Annotated in this window: 15 protein-coding genes; 8 read left to right on the top strand and 7 right to left on the bottom strand. The window is 67.4% G+C overall.

Annotation, left to right across the window (positions count from 1 at the left end):
• Window positions 1–6: 6 nt before the first annotated feature.
• From ACOZ4I_RS20085 to ACOZ4I_RS20095, 3 genes are read left to right on the top strand one after another with little or no spacing between them, the layout of a single operon-like run.
• Window positions 7–849: an acyl-CoA thioesterase gene (locus ACOZ4I_RS20085; protein ID WP_424005739.1), complete on the top strand. Its 843-nt coding sequence runs from the start codon at window positions 7–9 to the stop codon at window positions 847–849.
• A 53-nt stretch (window positions 850–902) separates the two neighbouring features.
• Window positions 903–2078 carry a thiolase domain-containing protein gene (locus ACOZ4I_RS20090; RefSeq protein ID WP_424005741.1) on the top strand — a complete coding sequence of 392 codons (1176 nt, stop codon included), beginning with the start codon at window positions 903–905 and terminating at the stop codon, window positions 2076–2078.
• Window positions 2075–3493 carry a zinc ribbon domain-containing protein gene (locus tag ACOZ4I_RS20095; protein WP_424005743.1) on the top strand — a complete coding sequence of 473 codons (1419 nt, stop codon included), beginning with the start codon at window positions 2075–2077 and terminating at the stop codon, window positions 3491–3493. Before ACOZ4I_RS20090 ends, ACOZ4I_RS20095 begins: the two co-directional genes overlap by 4 nt.
• Window positions 3494–3505: 12 nt before the next feature.
• Here the strand turns inward: ACOZ4I_RS20095 and ACOZ4I_RS20100 are convergent, their stop codons facing one another.
• The 7 genes from ACOZ4I_RS20100 to ACOZ4I_RS20130 form a co-directional block, all read right to left on the bottom strand.
• Window positions 3506–4879, bottom strand: coding sequence for a UbiD family decarboxylase (locus ACOZ4I_RS20100; protein ID WP_424005745.1), 1374 nt, complete (start codon window positions 4877–4879; stop codon window positions 3506–3508).
• Window positions 4879–6411, bottom strand: a complete 1533-nt coding sequence (locus tag ACOZ4I_RS20105; protein WP_424005747.1) for a UbiD family decarboxylase — start codon at window positions 6409–6411, stop codon at window positions 4879–4881. Before ACOZ4I_RS20105 ends, ACOZ4I_RS20100 begins: the two co-directional genes overlap by 1 nt.
• Entirely contained in the window at window positions 6408–6872 is a 465-nt protein-coding gene (locus tag ACOZ4I_RS20110) for a hypothetical protein (protein WP_424005749.1), read from the bottom strand. The genes ACOZ4I_RS20105 and ACOZ4I_RS20110 overlap by 4 nt, the downstream gene beginning before the upstream one ends.
• A gap of 177 nt (window positions 6873–7049) precedes the next feature.
• Window positions 7050–7970, bottom strand: a complete 921-nt coding sequence (locus ACOZ4I_RS20115; protein ID WP_424005751.1) for an MBL fold metallo-hydrolase — start codon at window positions 7968–7970, stop codon at window positions 7050–7052.
• The gene (locus ACOZ4I_RS20120) at window positions 7967–8863 is read right to left on the bottom strand and encodes an amidohydrolase family protein (RefSeq protein WP_424005753.1); all 897 of its coding nucleotides are present in this window, start codon (window positions 8861–8863) and stop codon (window positions 7967–7969) included. The genes ACOZ4I_RS20115 and ACOZ4I_RS20120 overlap by 4 nt, the downstream gene beginning before the upstream one ends.
• Window positions 8864–8923: 60 nt before the next feature.
• Window positions 8924–9121: a hypothetical protein gene (locus ACOZ4I_RS20125; protein WP_424005755.1), complete on the bottom strand. Its 198-nt coding sequence runs from the start codon at window positions 9119–9121 to the stop codon at window positions 8924–8926.
• 54 nt (window positions 9122–9175) lie between these two features.
• Window positions 9176–9682: a gamma carbonic anhydrase family protein gene (locus ACOZ4I_RS20130; protein WP_424005757.1), complete on the bottom strand. Its 507-nt coding sequence runs from the start codon at window positions 9680–9682 to the stop codon at window positions 9176–9178.
• Between the two features lie 131 nt (window positions 9683–9813).
• Here ACOZ4I_RS20130 and ACOZ4I_RS20135 point away from each other — a divergent pair, with 131 nt between their 5' ends.
• The 5 genes from ACOZ4I_RS20135 to fdhF all read left to right on the top strand — a co-directional run bounded on the left by ACOZ4I_RS20135 (window position 9814) and on the right by fdhF (window position 16581).
• A complete protein-coding gene (locus ACOZ4I_RS20135; RefSeq protein ID WP_424005759.1) occupies window positions 9814–10698 on the top strand; it encodes a 3-hydroxyacyl-CoA dehydrogenase family protein in 885 nt (294 codons plus the stop codon).
• Entirely contained in the window at window positions 10695–11507 is an 813-nt protein-coding gene (locus tag ACOZ4I_RS20140; protein ID WP_424005761.1) for an enoyl-CoA hydratase/isomerase family protein, read from the top strand. Before ACOZ4I_RS20135 ends, ACOZ4I_RS20140 begins: the two co-directional genes overlap by 4 nt.
• A 382-nt stretch (window positions 11508–11889) precedes the next feature.
• Window positions 11890–13365, top strand: coding sequence for an NADH-ubiquinone oxidoreductase-F iron-sulfur binding region domain-containing protein (locus ACOZ4I_RS20145; protein WP_424005763.1), 1476 nt, complete (start codon window positions 11890–11892; stop codon window positions 13363–13365).
• Window position 13366: 1 nt separating this feature from the next.
• Entirely contained in the window at window positions 13367–14314 is a 948-nt protein-coding gene (locus ACOZ4I_RS20150) for a 2Fe-2S iron-sulfur cluster-binding protein (RefSeq protein WP_424005765.1), read from the top strand.
• Window positions 14315–14343: 29 nt separating this feature from the next.
• On the top strand, window positions 14344–16581 hold the full coding sequence (gene fdhF, locus ACOZ4I_RS20155; protein ID WP_424005793.1) for a formate dehydrogenase subunit alpha: 2238 nt from the start codon (window positions 14344–14346) through the stop codon (window positions 16579–16581).

The raw sequence follows: 16581 nt of genomic DNA on the forward strand, positions 1-16581 counted from the left end.
CAGAGTGTGCACACGATCGAGAGCCACGACGTTCGGTTCGGTGAACTCGCGGGGCCGCTCGTCCACGGGGCACGGTTCTTCGACTGGGAGCTGATCTCGACGCAAGTCGTTACTGAGGCGTTCGGCCACGCGTTCGAAGACATCGTCGACGCCGGTGGCATCCCCTACGCGCCCGTCGTCGCAGCGACGACGGTGTATCGCTATCCCGGGTTCCGTGATACGGTAACCGTCGAGACGACGCCGACATCGGTCGGGGAGAGCAGTGTCGAACTGTGCTACAAGATGACAGACGGCCGCGGCGACCGTCTCGCCACGGGGCAAGTGACGCACGTCACCATCGCGCCGGACGGTGGGGCAGCGCCCCTTCCGGCGGACACCCGGGAGCAGTTTCAGGCGGCGCTCGACGAGTCGCCTCCCGAGGTCGGACCGCGCGGAGCGGACGGTGGTGGGGAGTTGCCGCACTTTTCGGAGTCGTTCGACATCCGAAGTCCCCACATCGAGTGCTCCGAACTCGCGTACTTCGAGGAGTATCCGCGCTTCGCCGACGTGGCGCTCGAACGGTTCATCGAATCGAGGGGGGCAGGTCTCGACGCGACGGACAGGGACTGCAAACCGTTCCGTCTGCGCGACTGGCGTTGGGAGTTCCTCTCCCCCGTGGAGTACGAGTCGACGCTCACCGTCGAGTCGGACGTTCGGGCCGTCACCGAGGAGACACTCCGAATCGGACACCAGTTCAAGAGCGACGGCCGCGTCCGCATCGAGGGCGTCACCGAGTACGGGTGCTTCGACGAGTCGGGTGCCCCGACTTCGCTCGCGCCCCAGTTGCGCCCGCTGTTCACCGAGGAGTGAACTGCTCGGCCGGACCCCCGTACCTTATAGTCGCTCATCATTATCTACTCAATATGACCGATGCGTACATCATCGGCGCTGGACAGTCAGACTTCGGATCGTTCCCCGGTGAGTCGTACCGGTCGCTGTTCGACGACGCGTTCGACGAAGCGGTAGCGAGCGTCGACGGCGACTTCGACCCCGACAGAATCGACGAGGCGTTCCTCGGCACGCTCGGTGTCGGCGGGCGACAACTGGGGCTGAGCGGTCCGGCCGTGACGGAACACCTCGGACTCCACGGGATTCCGACGACGCGCGTCGAGAACGCGTGTGCGGCCTCCGGGTACGCGCTCCGACAGGCCGTGATGGCCGTTCGCTCCGGCATGGCGGACCTCGCGCTCGCCGGCGGCTACGAAGTGATGACCGACATGAGCGGCGACCACACGAAGTGGTGGCTCGGCGTCAGCGGCGAGACGGAGTGGGAGCGCCTCTCCGGGACGACGTTCGCCGGCGTCTACGCGCAGATGGCGAGCGCCTACATGCGCGAATACGGCGCGACGAAAGAGGACCTCTCGCGGGTCGCCGTCAAGAACCACGCCAACGGGGCGCAGAACCCCCACGCGCAACTCGGCTTCGAGTGCTCGCTCGAAGACGCGATGAACGCGCCCGACGTCGCCGCGCCGCTGAACCTCTATCACTGCTGTCCGACGACGGACGGCGCGAGCGCTACGCTCGTCGCGAGCGAGTCGGTCGCACGCGAACTCTCTGACGCGCCCGTCCGCGTCGCTGGAGCCGGCGCGGCCAGCGGTCGGGTGGGCCTGTTCCAGCGCGAGTCGCTGACGGGCATCCCCGCGTCCGTGACGGCCGCCCAGCGCGCGTACGACGAGGCCGACATCGAGCCGGACGACCTCGACTTCGCGGAGGTCCACGACTGCTTCGCCATCGCCGAACTCGCCGCCTACGAGGATCTCGGATTCTGCGACCGCGGTGAGGCCCCGCGCCTCCTCCGCGAGGGTGTCACAGACCCGGACGGCGACCTTCCCGTGAACACGTCCGGCGGCCTGAAATCGAAGGGCCATCCCATCGGCGCGACGGGAACCGGACAGGCGGTCGAGGCGTTCTCACAGCTCCGGGGCGACGCGCACGTACAGGTCGACGGGGCGAACGTCGGGCTCACGCACAACGTCGGCGGCTCGGGCGGTGGCGTGACGGTCCACGTCTTCGAGCGGGCTGACGGAGGTGCACGATGAGTTCGGACCGCGGTATCGTCGCGACCGGTGCGTTCGTCCCGCGTCTGCGTCTCGACGGCGACGAAATCGAAGCCGCGTGGGGGACATCCGCGCCGGTCGCGCGAGCGGCCGTGCCGGCGGCCGACGAAGACACCCTCACCATGGCGGTCGCCGCGGGACGCGACGCCATCGAGTCGAGCCGATTCGAAGCGAGCGCGGTCGACCATCTAGCCGTCGCGACCACGACGCCGCCGCTCGAAGAGGAGGAGTTCGGTCCCCGCGCCGTTGCCGCGCTCGGTCTCGAAGCGGACAGCACGCTCGCGACGTCGACCCAGAGCACCGTGGCCGGCGCGGACGCGCTCCGCTCGGCGGCCCGCGCGGACGGTCCCGCCCTGGCCGTCGTGGCCGACGCGCCCGCTGGCGACCCTGGCGAGGCTGGCCAGCGGGTCGGCGCCGGCGCCGCCGCGTTCCTGTTCGCTGCGGGCGGTGCCGTGGCCCTGACCGACGCGGCGACGCGCTCCCGGGATGCGCCGGGAATCCGGTTCCGCGAGTCCGGATCCGAGAATGTCGACGGCCTGGACATCACGACCTACGAGCGAGAGACCATCAGGGACCTCGTCGCGGAGGCCGTCGAGGCGCTCGACGTGCCCGCAGACGCCGTCACCGGTACGGCCCTCCACCAGCCCACCTCCGACATCCCACATCGTATCGCCAGGGCGTTACCCTACGACGCCGAGACCATCACACGCGGAACGCTGGTCGACGAGGTCGGCGACGCCGGCGCGGCGACGCCGGCGCTCGGCCTCCTGGCAGCCATCGACGCGAGCGAATCCGCGTCACACGTCGTTGCCGGATGCTTCGGCAGCGGGGCGTCCGCTACGGCGCTGGCCTTCGAGGTTCGTGAGCCCGTTCAGACCAGCCTCTCGGCGGCGCTCGACGGTGGCGTCGATGTCCCCTACGCGACGGCGTTGCGCGAGCGCGGCACGATCGGCGAAGCCGAAGTTGCCGGCGGTGGCGCACACGTGAGTTTGCCCTCGTGGCAGCGGTCGATACCGCAGCGCTACCGTCTGGAAGCCGGCCAGTGTCCCGACTGCGGCGCGGTCGCGTTCCCGCCCGAGGGAGCCTGTCCGGACTGTCATGAGCGGGTAACCTTCGAGTCCGTCTCGCTCCCCCGATCCGGCGAAATCGTCGCGTCGACCGTCATCGGACAGGGCGGTGCGCCGCCGGAGTTCGTCCCCCAGCAGCGTCGTGACGGCCCCTTCGGCGTTGCCATCGTCGAAGCGACGGTCGCGGGCGACTCGGCGCGGTTCCCCGTCCAACTGACCGACTGCGACCTCGACGAAGTCTCCGTGGGCGACAGAGTCGAGGCGCGGTTCCGCAGAATCTACAGCGCCGAAGGCGTCACGCGGTACGGACTGAAGTTCACTCCGCAATGACCGGCGACGCGCTCACTCGAAGCCGAAGCTGTCCCACAGTTCCGCGACGGACTGTCTGACCGCTTCGGGATAGGAGGTCTCGTAGGTGACGCGGGGGGCGATGTACTCCTCGTCCCACCGGGGGTCCCACGACGCGTTGATGAAGAGCCGCGACCCGGGCGTCCCGTCGGTCCGGTATCGCGGGGCCGTCGCGGCGGGCGCGCTCGGTTCGCTGAACACCCAGTCCTGTGAGGGGTGCGCTTTCACCCAGATGTCGTCGAGCGGCCGCGAGAGGTCGGCCGCCGACGTGTTCTCGTCCAGTATCAGCACCTTGTCGAAGAGGTTCGAGAACGAGAACAGCGTGTTCGCCAGCTGCCACTCGAAGCCGGCGTACAGGATTTCCGAGGCGACGACGCACATGCCCAGACACGTCTCCGCCGGGAGCCGTATCCACTCGGCGGGTTCGATGCCCCAGTAGTTGTTCACGCGGTAGCTCAGCCGCGCCGATTCGGTGATCCCGACGAGGTGAATGTCGTCCGCGAACGGCGCGCCGAGGGGCACGACCGGGACCTGGGGACCCTCGCGGTGAGCGACAGTGTCCACGTCGATGTCGACGACCGCCGTCTCCATCGCCCGCTCCCACATCGACGCTGTCCCGGTTGCCGCCACGGATTCGGATTCCGAGATGGAGCCGGTCACCACGACCTCTGATGTCGCCGGGACAGTCCGCCCGTCCAGCGTCGCGACCGAGACGTCTTCTGAGCGCGTACTCGGACGCATGCTCCCTGTCTGGGTCCGGTCGAGCCAGTGCAACAGCGTGTTCGTCGTCGCGGCCGCCGGGACGCCGAGACAGAGCGACGCCGTCTCCGCCGAGGGGACGAGGCCGTCCGCCGGAACGACGGCCCGGAGCCGGTTCGGGCTCTGGACGGTCCCGCGGGCCGGGAGCCACTGTGTCGTCTCACCGTCGTCGATGGCGAACAGTCCGAGCGTGAATGCCGGCGGCGTGCCGGGCTCCAGCGGCGGCAGGCCCAGGTCGGAACAGTTCGCCGTCGACTGGTCGGCGCGCAGGCCGTCTTCCGCCGGGTCGGTGGGTCCGTCGAGGGGGCCGGCGACGTGGTCGACGACGCGCCGGTACGTGGCGTCGGCGCCGAGGCCGCGTGCGAGCGCCAGGCGCGTCCACGGCTTCTCCCGGTACTGTGTCACCTGCTCGGGGCCGGCGAGCGCTCCGGAGACGGGCGTCACGATGCCGTCGGTGTCGTCGAACCGCACCGCCGGCCCGTTACAGCGAAGCGCCTCGGCCGCCACTGCGGCGACATCCTCGCTCCGGACGCGCTCCGTGACTGTCAGGAGGTCGTCAGCGTCGTCGAGTTCCGCAACACCGTCGCGAAACGAACGTGCGCCGGTCATCAGCGCTCACCCCTCGGAGCGACCGGCGCTGTGTCGAGCGTCTCTTCGGACAGTCCGGCGTCTCTGAGAACCGCCCGGGCGCGCTCCCGGCGTTCGCTGTCGCCGACCCGCGCTCCGCTCCGGAGCGGTTCTCCCTCGGGTCGCGTCGCGTCGATGTACGTCTTCGCGGTCTTCGCCTTCGAGGTCCCCATCTGCACGTCGCCTTTCTCCTCGGGCGTCTGGTAGATGTTGAGCGGCACTTTCGGCATCGACTCCGCACCGAACTGATGGAAGTCCGCGTCGGGGTCGGCGTACAGCGACACCGCTTCGAGGACGGCACGCTGGTCGAACGGGTCGACGTCCGCGTCGACGAAGACGAAGAAGTCCACGTGGAGCATCCCCCACGTCGTGAAAATGAAATTCGCGAGTTCGTGGAGGTAATCGGGCCGCGTCGTCTCGGTCGAGATGACGTAGACGGTCCGCGGCGTGAAGGGCCAGGGCGCGAGCTTCTCCACGTTGAACCCGGCCGCGCGGAGACCGAGTGTCGCGTCGGGGCCGACGCACGCGACCTCCATCGACGACGTCGTGTTGTGGGCGTACCCGACCTCGGACCACTCCACGCGGAAGGGGATGAACGGCCGCTCGCGGTGGCTCACCGCGTCAATCTCCAGCACTGGCATCGACCGGCGCGGCCCGTGCATGTAGCCGAAGTAGTCCCCGTACGGCCCCTCGTCGAGGCGACTGTTCGGCAGAATGCGTCCTTCCAGGACGATTTCCGCGGTCGCCGGGACGAGGAGGTCGTTCGTCTCGCACTCGACGAGCTCGACGGGGCCGCGCTTGAGGCCGCCCGCGAACTCCGCCTCGTTTCGCCCGGTCGGAATCCACATCATCGAGACGCACTCGACGGCCGGTTCGGCGCCGATGACGATGGCGACCGGCATCGGTTCGTCGTGGCGCTCGTACTTGTAGTAGTAGATGTTCGGCGTCTGCTCGCCGGCCAGCAGGAGGACACTCGCGCGCGTGTTGTCATGGAGCATCGCCCGGTGCGAGGACCAGTCGGTCCACTCGGTGTTCCGGTCGTCGGCGATGAGCGTGTGGAGATTCGAGTAGCGGCCGCCGTCGCCGACGTGCAGGAACGGCCACGGGAACGAGAGGAGGTCGACGTCACCGCCCGTCCTGACGGTATCCTTGCACGGCGCGTCGTCGCTGTCGACGACCGTCGGTGCGATGGGCGACCGAACGCGGTCGATGATCTCCTCGTAGAAGTCGTCGGTCGTCCGTGCGTCGGACACCCCGAGTGCCATCGCGATTCGCTTCCAGGGCTGGCGGCGCGGCCCGCGGTACGGGTCCCCGACGAGCCGGGCGTCAGAGCCGTCGCTCACGTCCTCAAACACCGGAATCTGGGCGTCCCGCTCGTTGGCGCGCATCGTGACCGCGCCCGCTTCGAGATTCCACGAGATGCGCTCGTCGATTCGGTTGCACGCGTCTCGCTCCTCGAGTCGAGCCAGGTAATCACGGAAGCTGTCGGCGGCTTCGGACGCCCCGCCCGTCATCGCTTCTCACCGAACGATGTCGACATCTCGTCGCGGATCTGCTCGGCCTTCGCGTCTAGGTAGGCGTCCAGGAGTTCGGGGTAGGTGTCCTGCATGTACGCGTTGATGATGGTCCGGACGGCGTCCGAAACCGACTCGAACTCCCCGACTGCCACGAGGTACTGCAACAGCGCGCGAGCGTCCTCCGACCGGGCGTTGATGACGTTCGACTCGTTGCGGCTGTACTCGATACAGTCGCGGAGTATCTCGTCGTCGATGTCGTCGAGTTCCGGGTTCGATTCCAGGATCTCGATGTGCCAGTCCTCCTTGATGTTCTCGTGTGGCCCGCGGACCACCGTCAGCGGTTCCGGGTCGTCGAGGTCGGTCGCCGACCGGGACACGCGGGCCCGCGTCACGAATATCTCCTTAGTGTCCGTATCGGTCACTTGCAGGCGTATCTCACCGTCGGTGTCGTCTGGCAAATTTTCTTCGGCAGTGCTGTATTGTGTCATAGTGAAATGCCGTGGAACCGATTCTCTGGGGCTAAGACGGTGTAAACAACGGTAGTATATATAATTAATGTTCAATCATCTATATTCGATTCTCCCGGTGTTTTCACACGCCGAGTTCCGGTCCCGGACGCAGGCGCGCACTGCGACTCAAGACCGGCGGTAGGTGATGGGGTGGTCCCCGACCCGCACCACTCGTCCGGAGTGCTCGGCGTGAGCGAGGTGTGCGGCGGCCTCTCCCGCGCCCATCTTCGCGTGGATACCGACCATCTCGCCGAACAGCGTCCGTGCGACCGACCACGGAGTCGCCGTGCCAGTCGCCGGTATCGCCGCCACGGCGGCGTCGACGCGCTCGCGATGGTGGCGGCGGATGGCCTCGATTCGGTCGTCGAGCGAGACCGTCGGGCCGTGTCCCGGGCGCGCCTCACGGTCCACGTCCAGGTCACTGAGGCGGTCGAGCACCCGGAGGTATCGTTCGAGCGGGTTCTCCGTGGCGGTTCGGGTATCGCTTCCACCGACGTTGGGAGTGTACATCGGCAGGACCGCATCCCCGACGTAGAGCGTCCGTTCGTCCCGGACCGCGAGGTGGCCGCACGTGTGGCCGGGGGTGTGCAGGAGTTCGAGACCGGCGACGCGGTCGCCGTCGGTGTGGCCGGTCACGGGCACGGTATCGGGTATCGGCGACGGGGCGTCGCTATCGCGCACGTCGACGACTGACTCGGGCGCTCCCCACTGTTCGAGCGTCTCGGCGTCACGTTCGACGCGGCGGCGACGCTCCTCACCGTACGACCGGATCAGCGGGGCGTCCCGCTCGTGCATGTGCAGTTCGGCGTCCGCAGCCGCGGCCAGTCGCGGCGCGTTGCCGGCGTGGTCAGAATGCCAGTGCGTGAGCACGACGTGCTCGACGTCGCCGAGGTCGAATCCGTGGGCGTCCAGGCCGTCTCGGAGAACTCCCCACGCGTCCTCGCCCGGCGGCCCGGGGTCGACGACGACGCCACGGTCCGGAAAGACGTACGTGCTGTTCTCGCCCTCCGGACTGCCGTGGGGGTGTGCGATGCGAAACGCGCTCATTCGAGGTCGAACAGTTCCGCAGCGGTCCCGTAGAGGATTCGGTCGACGGCCTCATCTGGGACGTCGAGCGCTCGGATGTCGGCGACGTTCTCCCCGATGTCGGGAACCATCGGGCCGGGCCAGTCGCTCCCGAACAGCGTCTGGTCCGCGACCGCTTCCAGTCGCGGGAAGTGCTCCAGGAGGTTCGACGGCGGGATGGACGACACGTCGAAGTAGACGTTTTCGTGGCGACGTAGCAGGAACCACGCCTCGTCGGTGTACATCGGTCGACCGCCGTGTGCCATGACGACGTCCAGGTCGGGGAAGTCGACAGCCACGTCGTCGAGCGGCATCGGGTCGGCGAGCCGAGAGCGGGCACCGGGAAAGATGCTCGTTCCCGTGTGGACCATCACCGGAATATCGGCCGCGGCACAGCGCTCGTAGAGGCGTCGGAGACCGTCGAGACCCCGATAACCGGGTTCGTCGAGGTAGTCGTTCGCCTGCACGTTCTGGTGGGGCGGGTGGATTTTGATACCGTCCAGGGCGAGGTCGTCGATCGCGCGGTCGAGGACCGCTTCCGGGTCGTCTGCCTCGTTCGGATCGAAGCCGCCGAACGCGAGTACGCGGTCGGGGGCGGCGTCGCGAAACGAGGCCGCCCACTCGTTCACGTCGTGGGTGTAGCCCAGAATCGGCGTCACGTAGTTGATGATCGCCGCGCGCTCGATCCCCTGCTCGTCGAGATACGAGACGAACTTCTCCGGGTTCTTCGCCAGGTCGACCTTCTTCTCGAAGCCGTGGCCGTGTTCGCGCAGGAGCGCCAGCGCGTCGTCGTCCAGCCGCCAGAACGGGTTCATGTGGACGTGCGCGTCGATGACGCGATCGGCTTCGCTGCTGACAGCCGAGCTATCGGTCATGTGTTTGAGGTGGGTGGAAATCACCTTATAATTGCTGGTCCGCTCGACGGCATCGCACGGCTACGTCTCGCGCATGCGGATCGAAATCGCGACGTCGCCCGTCCGCGGGTCGAGGTCGTCGAACTCCACGGCGAGGGGCGCGCCACAGGACGGGCAGTCGATCGCGACGCGGAGGGCCCCATCCTCGATACTGTCGGGCAGGCCGTCGTCGTCTTCGAGCGGGTCACCGCACTCCGGGCACTGTGGGGTATCGAACATCGTCGCGTCACTCACGCTAGCGAGCGGGGCGACAATAAAACACCGGCTCCGCCGTCACTCGAAGCGGCCGGTCTCCCCGTAGTCGCGAGCGAGTTCGACGTAGTGTTCGTGGACCATGTCGATTTCCTCGCGCTGTGTCTCGCTCAGCGGGCGGGTCTCGGCGGGAGCGCCGTAGGCGAGGTGGCCGTCGGGAACGGTCTGGCCCTGTCTGACGAGGCTCCCCGCCGCCACGAGGCAGTTCGACCCGACCGTCGCGCCACGCAGTACCGCGCTGTTGATGCCGACGAGCGAGTGCTCCCCGACCGTCGCGTAGTCGACGGTCACGTTGTGGCCGATCGACACCTGGTCTTCGAGCGTCGCGCCGTGGAGCATCGAGAACTCCTGGACGTTACATTCGTCACCGACGACGGTCGGCATTTCGCTGTCGTCGCCGCGGAGACAAGTGAACGGCCAGACGCTGCTCCGTTCGCCGACCGTCACGTCGCCGATGAGCGCCGACTGCTTCGCGACGAACGCGGAGTCCGCCACCTCCGGTGACTTGCCGTAGATTGGTTCCTGCACGGGTCCACTCACAGGGGCCAGCCACATTGCTCTTCCGTCGGCGCGTGTGACTCCGACCGAGGGTCGCCGCGGCGAGCGACGGAATACCCGGAGTATTAACACTTATGTCGTCGCCTGTACCGTCCGTACATATGCGGGTAACCGTACTAGGCGCTGGAACCATGGGCCATGGTATCACACAGGTGAGCGCCATGGCCGGACACGACGTAACGCTACGCGACATCGACGACGAACAGATCGAGAGCGGGCTGGACTCCATCCGGTCCAATCTGGACGGCGGCGTCGAGCGCGGAAAGGTCACCGAGGCCGAGAAGCGCGAGACGCTCGATCGGATCACCGGCGAGACGGACCTCGACGCCGCCGCCGAGGGGGCGGAGTTGCTCGTCGAAGCGGTCCCGGAGAAGGTCGACCTCAAGAAGAGCGTCCTCTCGGAGGCCGAAGCGGCCGTCGACGAGGACGTCGTCCTCGCGACGAACACCTCGTCGCTCTCGGTGACCGAACTGGCGAGCGCGCTCGACCGCCCGGAGCGGTTCGTCGGGCTGCACTTCTTCAATCCGGTCCACATCATGTCGCTGGTCGAGACGGTCGTCGCGGAGCGGACGAGCGACCAGACCCGCGAGTTCGCGGCGAACTACGTCGACAGCATCGACAAGACCCCGGTCGTCGTCCGCGACACGCCCGGGTTCGCCTCCTCGCGGCTCGGCGTCGCCCTCGGCGTCGAAGCGATCCGGATGGTTGAGGAGGGCGTCGCCTCGCCGGCGGACATCGACGCCGCGATGGAACTCGGCTACAACCACCCCGTCGGCCCGCTCGAACTCACCGACATGGTGGGGCTGGACGTGCGCCTCGACATTCTCGAGTACCTCCGCGAGGAACTCGGCGAGCGATTCAAGCCGCCGCAGTTACTGAAGCGGAAGGTCCGCGCGGGCAAGACCGGGCGGAAATCCGGCGAGGGCTTCTACGTCTGGGAGGACGGCGAGGCCGTCGCGACGAGCGGCGAGTGGGGTGACCGATGACCGAGGTGTCGGCCGAGGCGCTGGACGAAGAGTACGAGACAGTCCGCGTCGAGCGCGACGGCGACGGGACCGTCACCGCCACAATCGACCGACCGGACGCGCGGAACGCGTTGAACGCCACCGTCCGGGAGGAACTGACGACGGTCCTGCACGCCATCGAGGCCTCGGACGCGCGCGTGGCTGTCCTCACGGGTTCGGCGGCGTGTAACGCCTTCGTCGCCGGCGCCGACGTGAGCGAACTCCGCGAGCGAGACATGCTCGAACAGCGTCGCGCGAGCGAGCGACCGCGCGTGTACGAGACCGTTGCGGACCTCGGGACGCCGGTCGTCGCCCGTATCAACGGACACGCGCTCGGCGGCGGGCTCGAACTGGCGATGGCGTGTGACATCCGGGTGGCCCAGCGCGGTGGGAAACTCGGGCAGCCGGAGATCAACCTCGGCATCATCCCCGGCGGTGGCGGGACGCAGCGACTTCCCCGACTCGTCGGTGAGGGACAGGCGATGAAGCTGATTCTCACCGGCGACCTCATCGGTGTCGAGGAGGCCCACGACATCGGGCTCGTCGACGAGGTGAGCGACCCAGAAACCCTCGATGAGGCGGTGACAGCCATCACCGAGTCCATCGCCGAAAAGAGCTCCGTCGCACTCCAATACGCCAAAGAGAGCGTCCGCGCAGCGTCGCGAATGGACATCGAGAACGGCATCGACTACGAGGCGGAGCTGTTCGCGCAGTTGTTCGCCACAGAAGACAAAAACGAGGGTATCGACGCCTTCTTCGAGGAACGAGAGCCGGAGTGGCATGGTCGCTAAGCCGTACAAACTGTCTTGCACCACGGCAGCAAGTGACATCGTTGTGTAACACAGAGATACCCGAGCCGACGGAGCACGTAGCAAAATGCGACAATTTTATGTTTGTGTTGAGTTATGCATATGATACAGGAACGGTACACGTACCATCTGCCAAGCGAAACAGCTCCGTCGGGAAGAGTCGAGCCCAGCTCTGGAGTAATCACTACATCCCGGTACACTCGAGTCGTATCGTGCCTCTGTCCCAGTAGGGTCCTACCGTTCCTGGTTTCCCGAGGGCTGTACTGCGTCGCGGTCGGATCCGAACCGTCGGATCTCCGCGTCCCGATGATTTATCATTGTGTGACTGCATCTCTTATAAAGATAGCACTAAATGACAGCCATCATGACAGGCGATGGGCCAATCGTTCGTGTCTCGGCGTCGGACCCGGACGGGGTCCTCTCGGAAACGAACACGACTCGCGACGGCGTCGTCACCGTCGGGTCGACGGGCGCGCAGGGACTCGAGCCACTCGTCGCCGTGACACACGAGGGCCGGACCGCGTTCCACACGCGGTGTTCGCCCGAACGCGTCGCCGAACTCTGTGCACACGCTGACAGCGCCGAAACGGCGCATTCCGGCGGTTACGACGCCGTCGCCGACCACGACCCCCAGACGGATCAGCTACCGGTTCCGGAGTTGCCCGGACTCGGTGCGGGCGAGCGCACCGTGCTCGGTGCCTGCGGCTGGCGTCGACCGACGAGCACAGCGGACCACGAAGCCGCAGGTGGGTTCGGGACTCCGAGCCCGGCGAGGGTCCTTGAGGTCGGGGAATCCCTTCACGGGAGAGGGTGGGGCGACGTGTGTCAGGACGAATCCGTCGCGGGAACGTGGGAGTCGGTCCGCGAGGCGGACGGAGCGTCTTCGGTCGTGGTGAACGGTCACGGAGCCGCTTCGGATGCGCTCTTGCTCGCGAGCGCACCGTTCGAGGTTCTCGACGGGGCCGTCGCCGTCGCCCGGACAGTCGGTGCCGACCGAATCGTCGTCTACGCGTCTGCCGACGACGAACGCTCGGTCGAGACCGTCAGCGCCGCCGCCGAGACGTACCCCGAGCCGCCGGCCCCCATCGACGTGGTCACGGGTCCCGCGGAGTACAAGGCCGCCGAACCGACGATGGCACTCGAAGCCGTCGAAGGGAACCACCGCCTGGAGGCGCGGCTCCGGCCGCCCGGTCCCGAGGAGGTGGGTCTCCACGGACGGCCGACGCTCCTGCACACGCCGCGGACGCTCGCGCATCTCGCAGTAACGCTCAGGCGGGACGAAGCACCCGGTACTCGCGTGCTGACCGTGACAGGCGACGTGGCCGCGCCCGTGACGCTCGAACTCCCCGAGACGGCCACGCTGTCCGAAGCAGTCGACGCGGCCGACGCGACTGGGGAGTTCAAGGCCGCCTGCGTCGGTGGGCAGTTCGGCGGCGTGACCCGCGAGACGGACGTCACACTCGACCCGGCCGCCCTCGAGGAGGCGGACCTGGGGACCGAGGGAGCCGTTCGCGTTCTCGCTGACGACCGTTGTATCGTCGAGTTCGTCGGCCGGCAGGCGACGTTCGCGTCCGAGGAGAACTGCGGCCGCTGCGTGCCGTGTCGCGAAGGAACGACCCAGCTCGCGGAACTCCTTCGAGACATCTACGGCGGCGCATACGACCGAGACGGCATCGAGGAACTGCTTCGCGTCATGGACACGTCGAGCATCTGCGCGTTCGGCGTTCGGGCCGGCCGGCCGACGCGAACGGCAATCTCGGCGTTCGAGGCCGAGTTCGAGGCCCACGCCGACGGTCGGTGTCCAGCGGGGAGCTGTACGGAAGCACTGGAGGCGTCATAACATGAGTTCGGAACCACACGAGACCGCGGACGCACCGCCGCTGACAGAAGAGATCGCGCCGGGGACGGCGACCGACCCGCCCGTCGGGGGCGACGGTCCCGCGACCGTGACGGTCGACGGCACCAAGGTGTCGGTCGGAGCGGACGCGACGCTCATCGACGCCATCGAGGGCGTCGAGCCCGAGGAGTCGGTCCCCGCCCTGTGTCACTACGGGCGTGAGGACATCGGTCCCCGGAGCGAGTGCCGCACCTGCATGGTCGAGACCGACGCCCACGGCGTCGTACCGGCCTGTAGCTTCCCCGCCGAGGACGGGCTGACCGTCCGGACCGACGCCGGCGCCGCGTCGGAGGCGCGGGACGTGAACCTCGATCTGGTCCTGTCGGACCACAACCTCCGGTGTACGACCTGCGGGAAGAACGGCCGCTGTGAGCTGCAGGACGCCGCCATCGAGCAGGAGGTCGAGGAACCGCGCTACGGCGTCCTCGACGACCGCGGCGAGTACGAGCCCCTCGACGACACCTCGTCGTTCATCCAGATCGACCGCAACAAGTGCATCCTCTGTAACCGGTGTGTCGACGCCTGTAACGACGTGCAGGTCGAGGGCGTCCTCCGGATGGAAGGCTCGGGACAGGACACCCGTATCGGGTTCCAGAGCGACGCGGACACGATGGAGGACTCGGCCTGCGTCTCCTGCGGTCACTGCGCGACCGTCTGTCCGACCGGGTCGCTCGTCGAGAAGGGCATCGAGGACGCCACGACGATTCCCCTCCCCGGCTTCAATCAGAAGAACAGCGTCGGGACCGCATACGAGAGCTCCGGGACGACCAAGGGCCCGATGACGCCGAAGAAACGCGAGGAGCGAGAGACGGACGACCCGTCGCCGAGTGACGACGCGACTGCGACGGACGTCTGGGACGACGACGGTGCCAGCGGGGGTGACTGGCCGTGAGCGACGACCTGGACGGGGTCGCCGGCTACATGCAGCGAGCCAAACAGCAGGCGCTCAAGAACGTCGAACACGTCGCCGAGGGCGTGGCCGCCGAGACGCTGCCCGAGGGGAAACTGTTCGAGATCGCCCAGTCCATCGGCGACAAGCGCCTCGAGGAGCTAAACGTCGAGGACACGACCTGTGGGTACTGCGCCGTCGGGTGTCGGTTCGACCTCTACTCCGACGGCGAGGAGGTCCTGGCGGCCCGACCGACGGCCGAAGAGGACGCCCCGGTCAACGGGATTTCGACCTGCGTGAAGGGGAAGTTCAGCTACGACTTCATCAACTCGGACGACCGGCTGACGTCGCCGCTGGTCCGTGACGAGAACGGGGCGTTCCGCGAGGCGTCGTGGGACGAGGCGCTGTCGCGCGTCGCCGAGGGACTCGGCGCGATCAAGGACGAACACGGCGGGGAGGCGCTGTCGGTGATCGCGTCCTCGAAGGCGACGAACGAAGACAACTACCTGATGGGGAAGTTCGCTCGGCAGGTGCTGGGAACCAACAGCGTCGACAACTGCAACCGGCTGTGTCACTCCTCGACGGTCGCCGGCCTCGCCCGGACGTACGGCTACGGCGCGGCGTCCATCACCACCGAAGACCTCGAACTCGCGGACTGCATCCTCTTGACGGGCTCGAACACGACGGAGGCCCACCCGGTGCTCGCGACGCGCATCAAGCAGAACGTCCGGGACGGCGCTGACCTCCTGGTGTTCGACCCGCGAGAGATCCAGATCGCCGAGTACGCCACCCAGTACAGTCGAGTCAAACCGGGCTACGACGCAGTTTGGATAAACGGCCTCACCCGCTACATCGTCAACAACGACCTCCACGACGAGGAGTTCGTCGCCGAGCGGACGACCGGGTTCGAGGACGTGAAGCAAGCCGTCCAGGAGTTCACGCCGGAGAGAGTGGAGGAGGTGACCGGCGTCCCGCCGGAAGAGATTGCCGCCGCGGCGGAGACCGTCGCCGCGGCCGACGCCTGCGTGTTCGGATGGACGCTCGGTCTGACCGAGCACTCCCACGGGACCGAGAACGTCATGGCGATGGCGAACCTCGCGGCGGTCACCGGCAACCTCGGCAAGCCGGGCGCGGGCGTCTCGCCGTTCCGCGGGCAGAACAACGTCCAGGGCGGTGGCGGCGACATGGGGCCGCTCCCCGACAATTTCCCCGGGTACCAGGACATCGCCGACGACGAGATTCGCGCGAAGTTCGAGGACGCCTGGGACTGCGACATCTCGCCGGAGTACGGCTACTACACGACCCAGATGTTCCTCGCGGCCGACGACGATGACGTCCGCGGAATGTACATCATCGGCGAGAACGCCGCCCTCTCGGAACCGGGCGTCAACCACGCCGAAGACGTGCTGCGGGAGTTGGAGTTCCTCGTCGTCCAGGACCTCTTCGTCAACGAGACGGCGCAGTACGCCGACGTGGTGCTCCCGGCATGCTCGTTCGTCGAGAAGACGGGGACGTTCACCAACACCGACCGGACGGTCCAGATGGTCAAGCAGGTCATGGAGCCGAAAGGCGACTCCCGGCCCGACTGGGAAATCCTGCAGGACCTCGCCAACCGGATGGGGTGGGAGTGGGACTACGATTCGAGTGCGGAGATCATGGAAGAGGTCAGTTCGCTCACGCCGTTGTACGGGGGCGTGAGCCACGAGCGCGTCGACGCGGAGGGCGGACTCCAGTGGCCCTGCTGGGACGAGGACCACCCGGGAACCGAGCGGCTCTACACCGAGGAGTTCAACACCGAGAACGGGAAGGCGAACCTCCAGGGAATCGGGTACAGCGAACCGGCGGAGACGCCCGACGAGCAGTACCCGTTCACGCTCACGACTGGGCGCGTCCTCTATCAGTACCACACGGGGACGATGACCCACCGAGAAGCGGGCATCATGCAGTATTCGCCGAACAACTTCGTCGAGATCCACCCCGAGACGGCGGCCGAACTCGGCGTCGAGAGCGGCGAGCTGGTCACGATTGAATCCCGGAACGGAGAGATCGCTGTGCCGGCGCAGGTCACCGACCGCGTCGGCCCCGAGAACGTCTTCGTGCCGATCCACTTCGCCGATAGCGCCGTCAACCGCCTCACCGACGAGGAGCACCTCGACCCGGCGGCGGCGACGCCGGAGTTCAAGGTGTCGGCCGTGCGCATCAGGCCCTACGAGGGAGAGGCGGAGACGATGGCGTCAGTCGAGGGCGAAGTCGCACGGGGGGACGACTGA

It is taken from the genome of Haloarcula salina, from assembly GCF_049603855.1.
Classification (GTDB): Archaea; Halobacteriota; Halobacteria; order Halobacteriales; family Haloarculaceae; genus Haloarcula; species Haloarcula salina_A.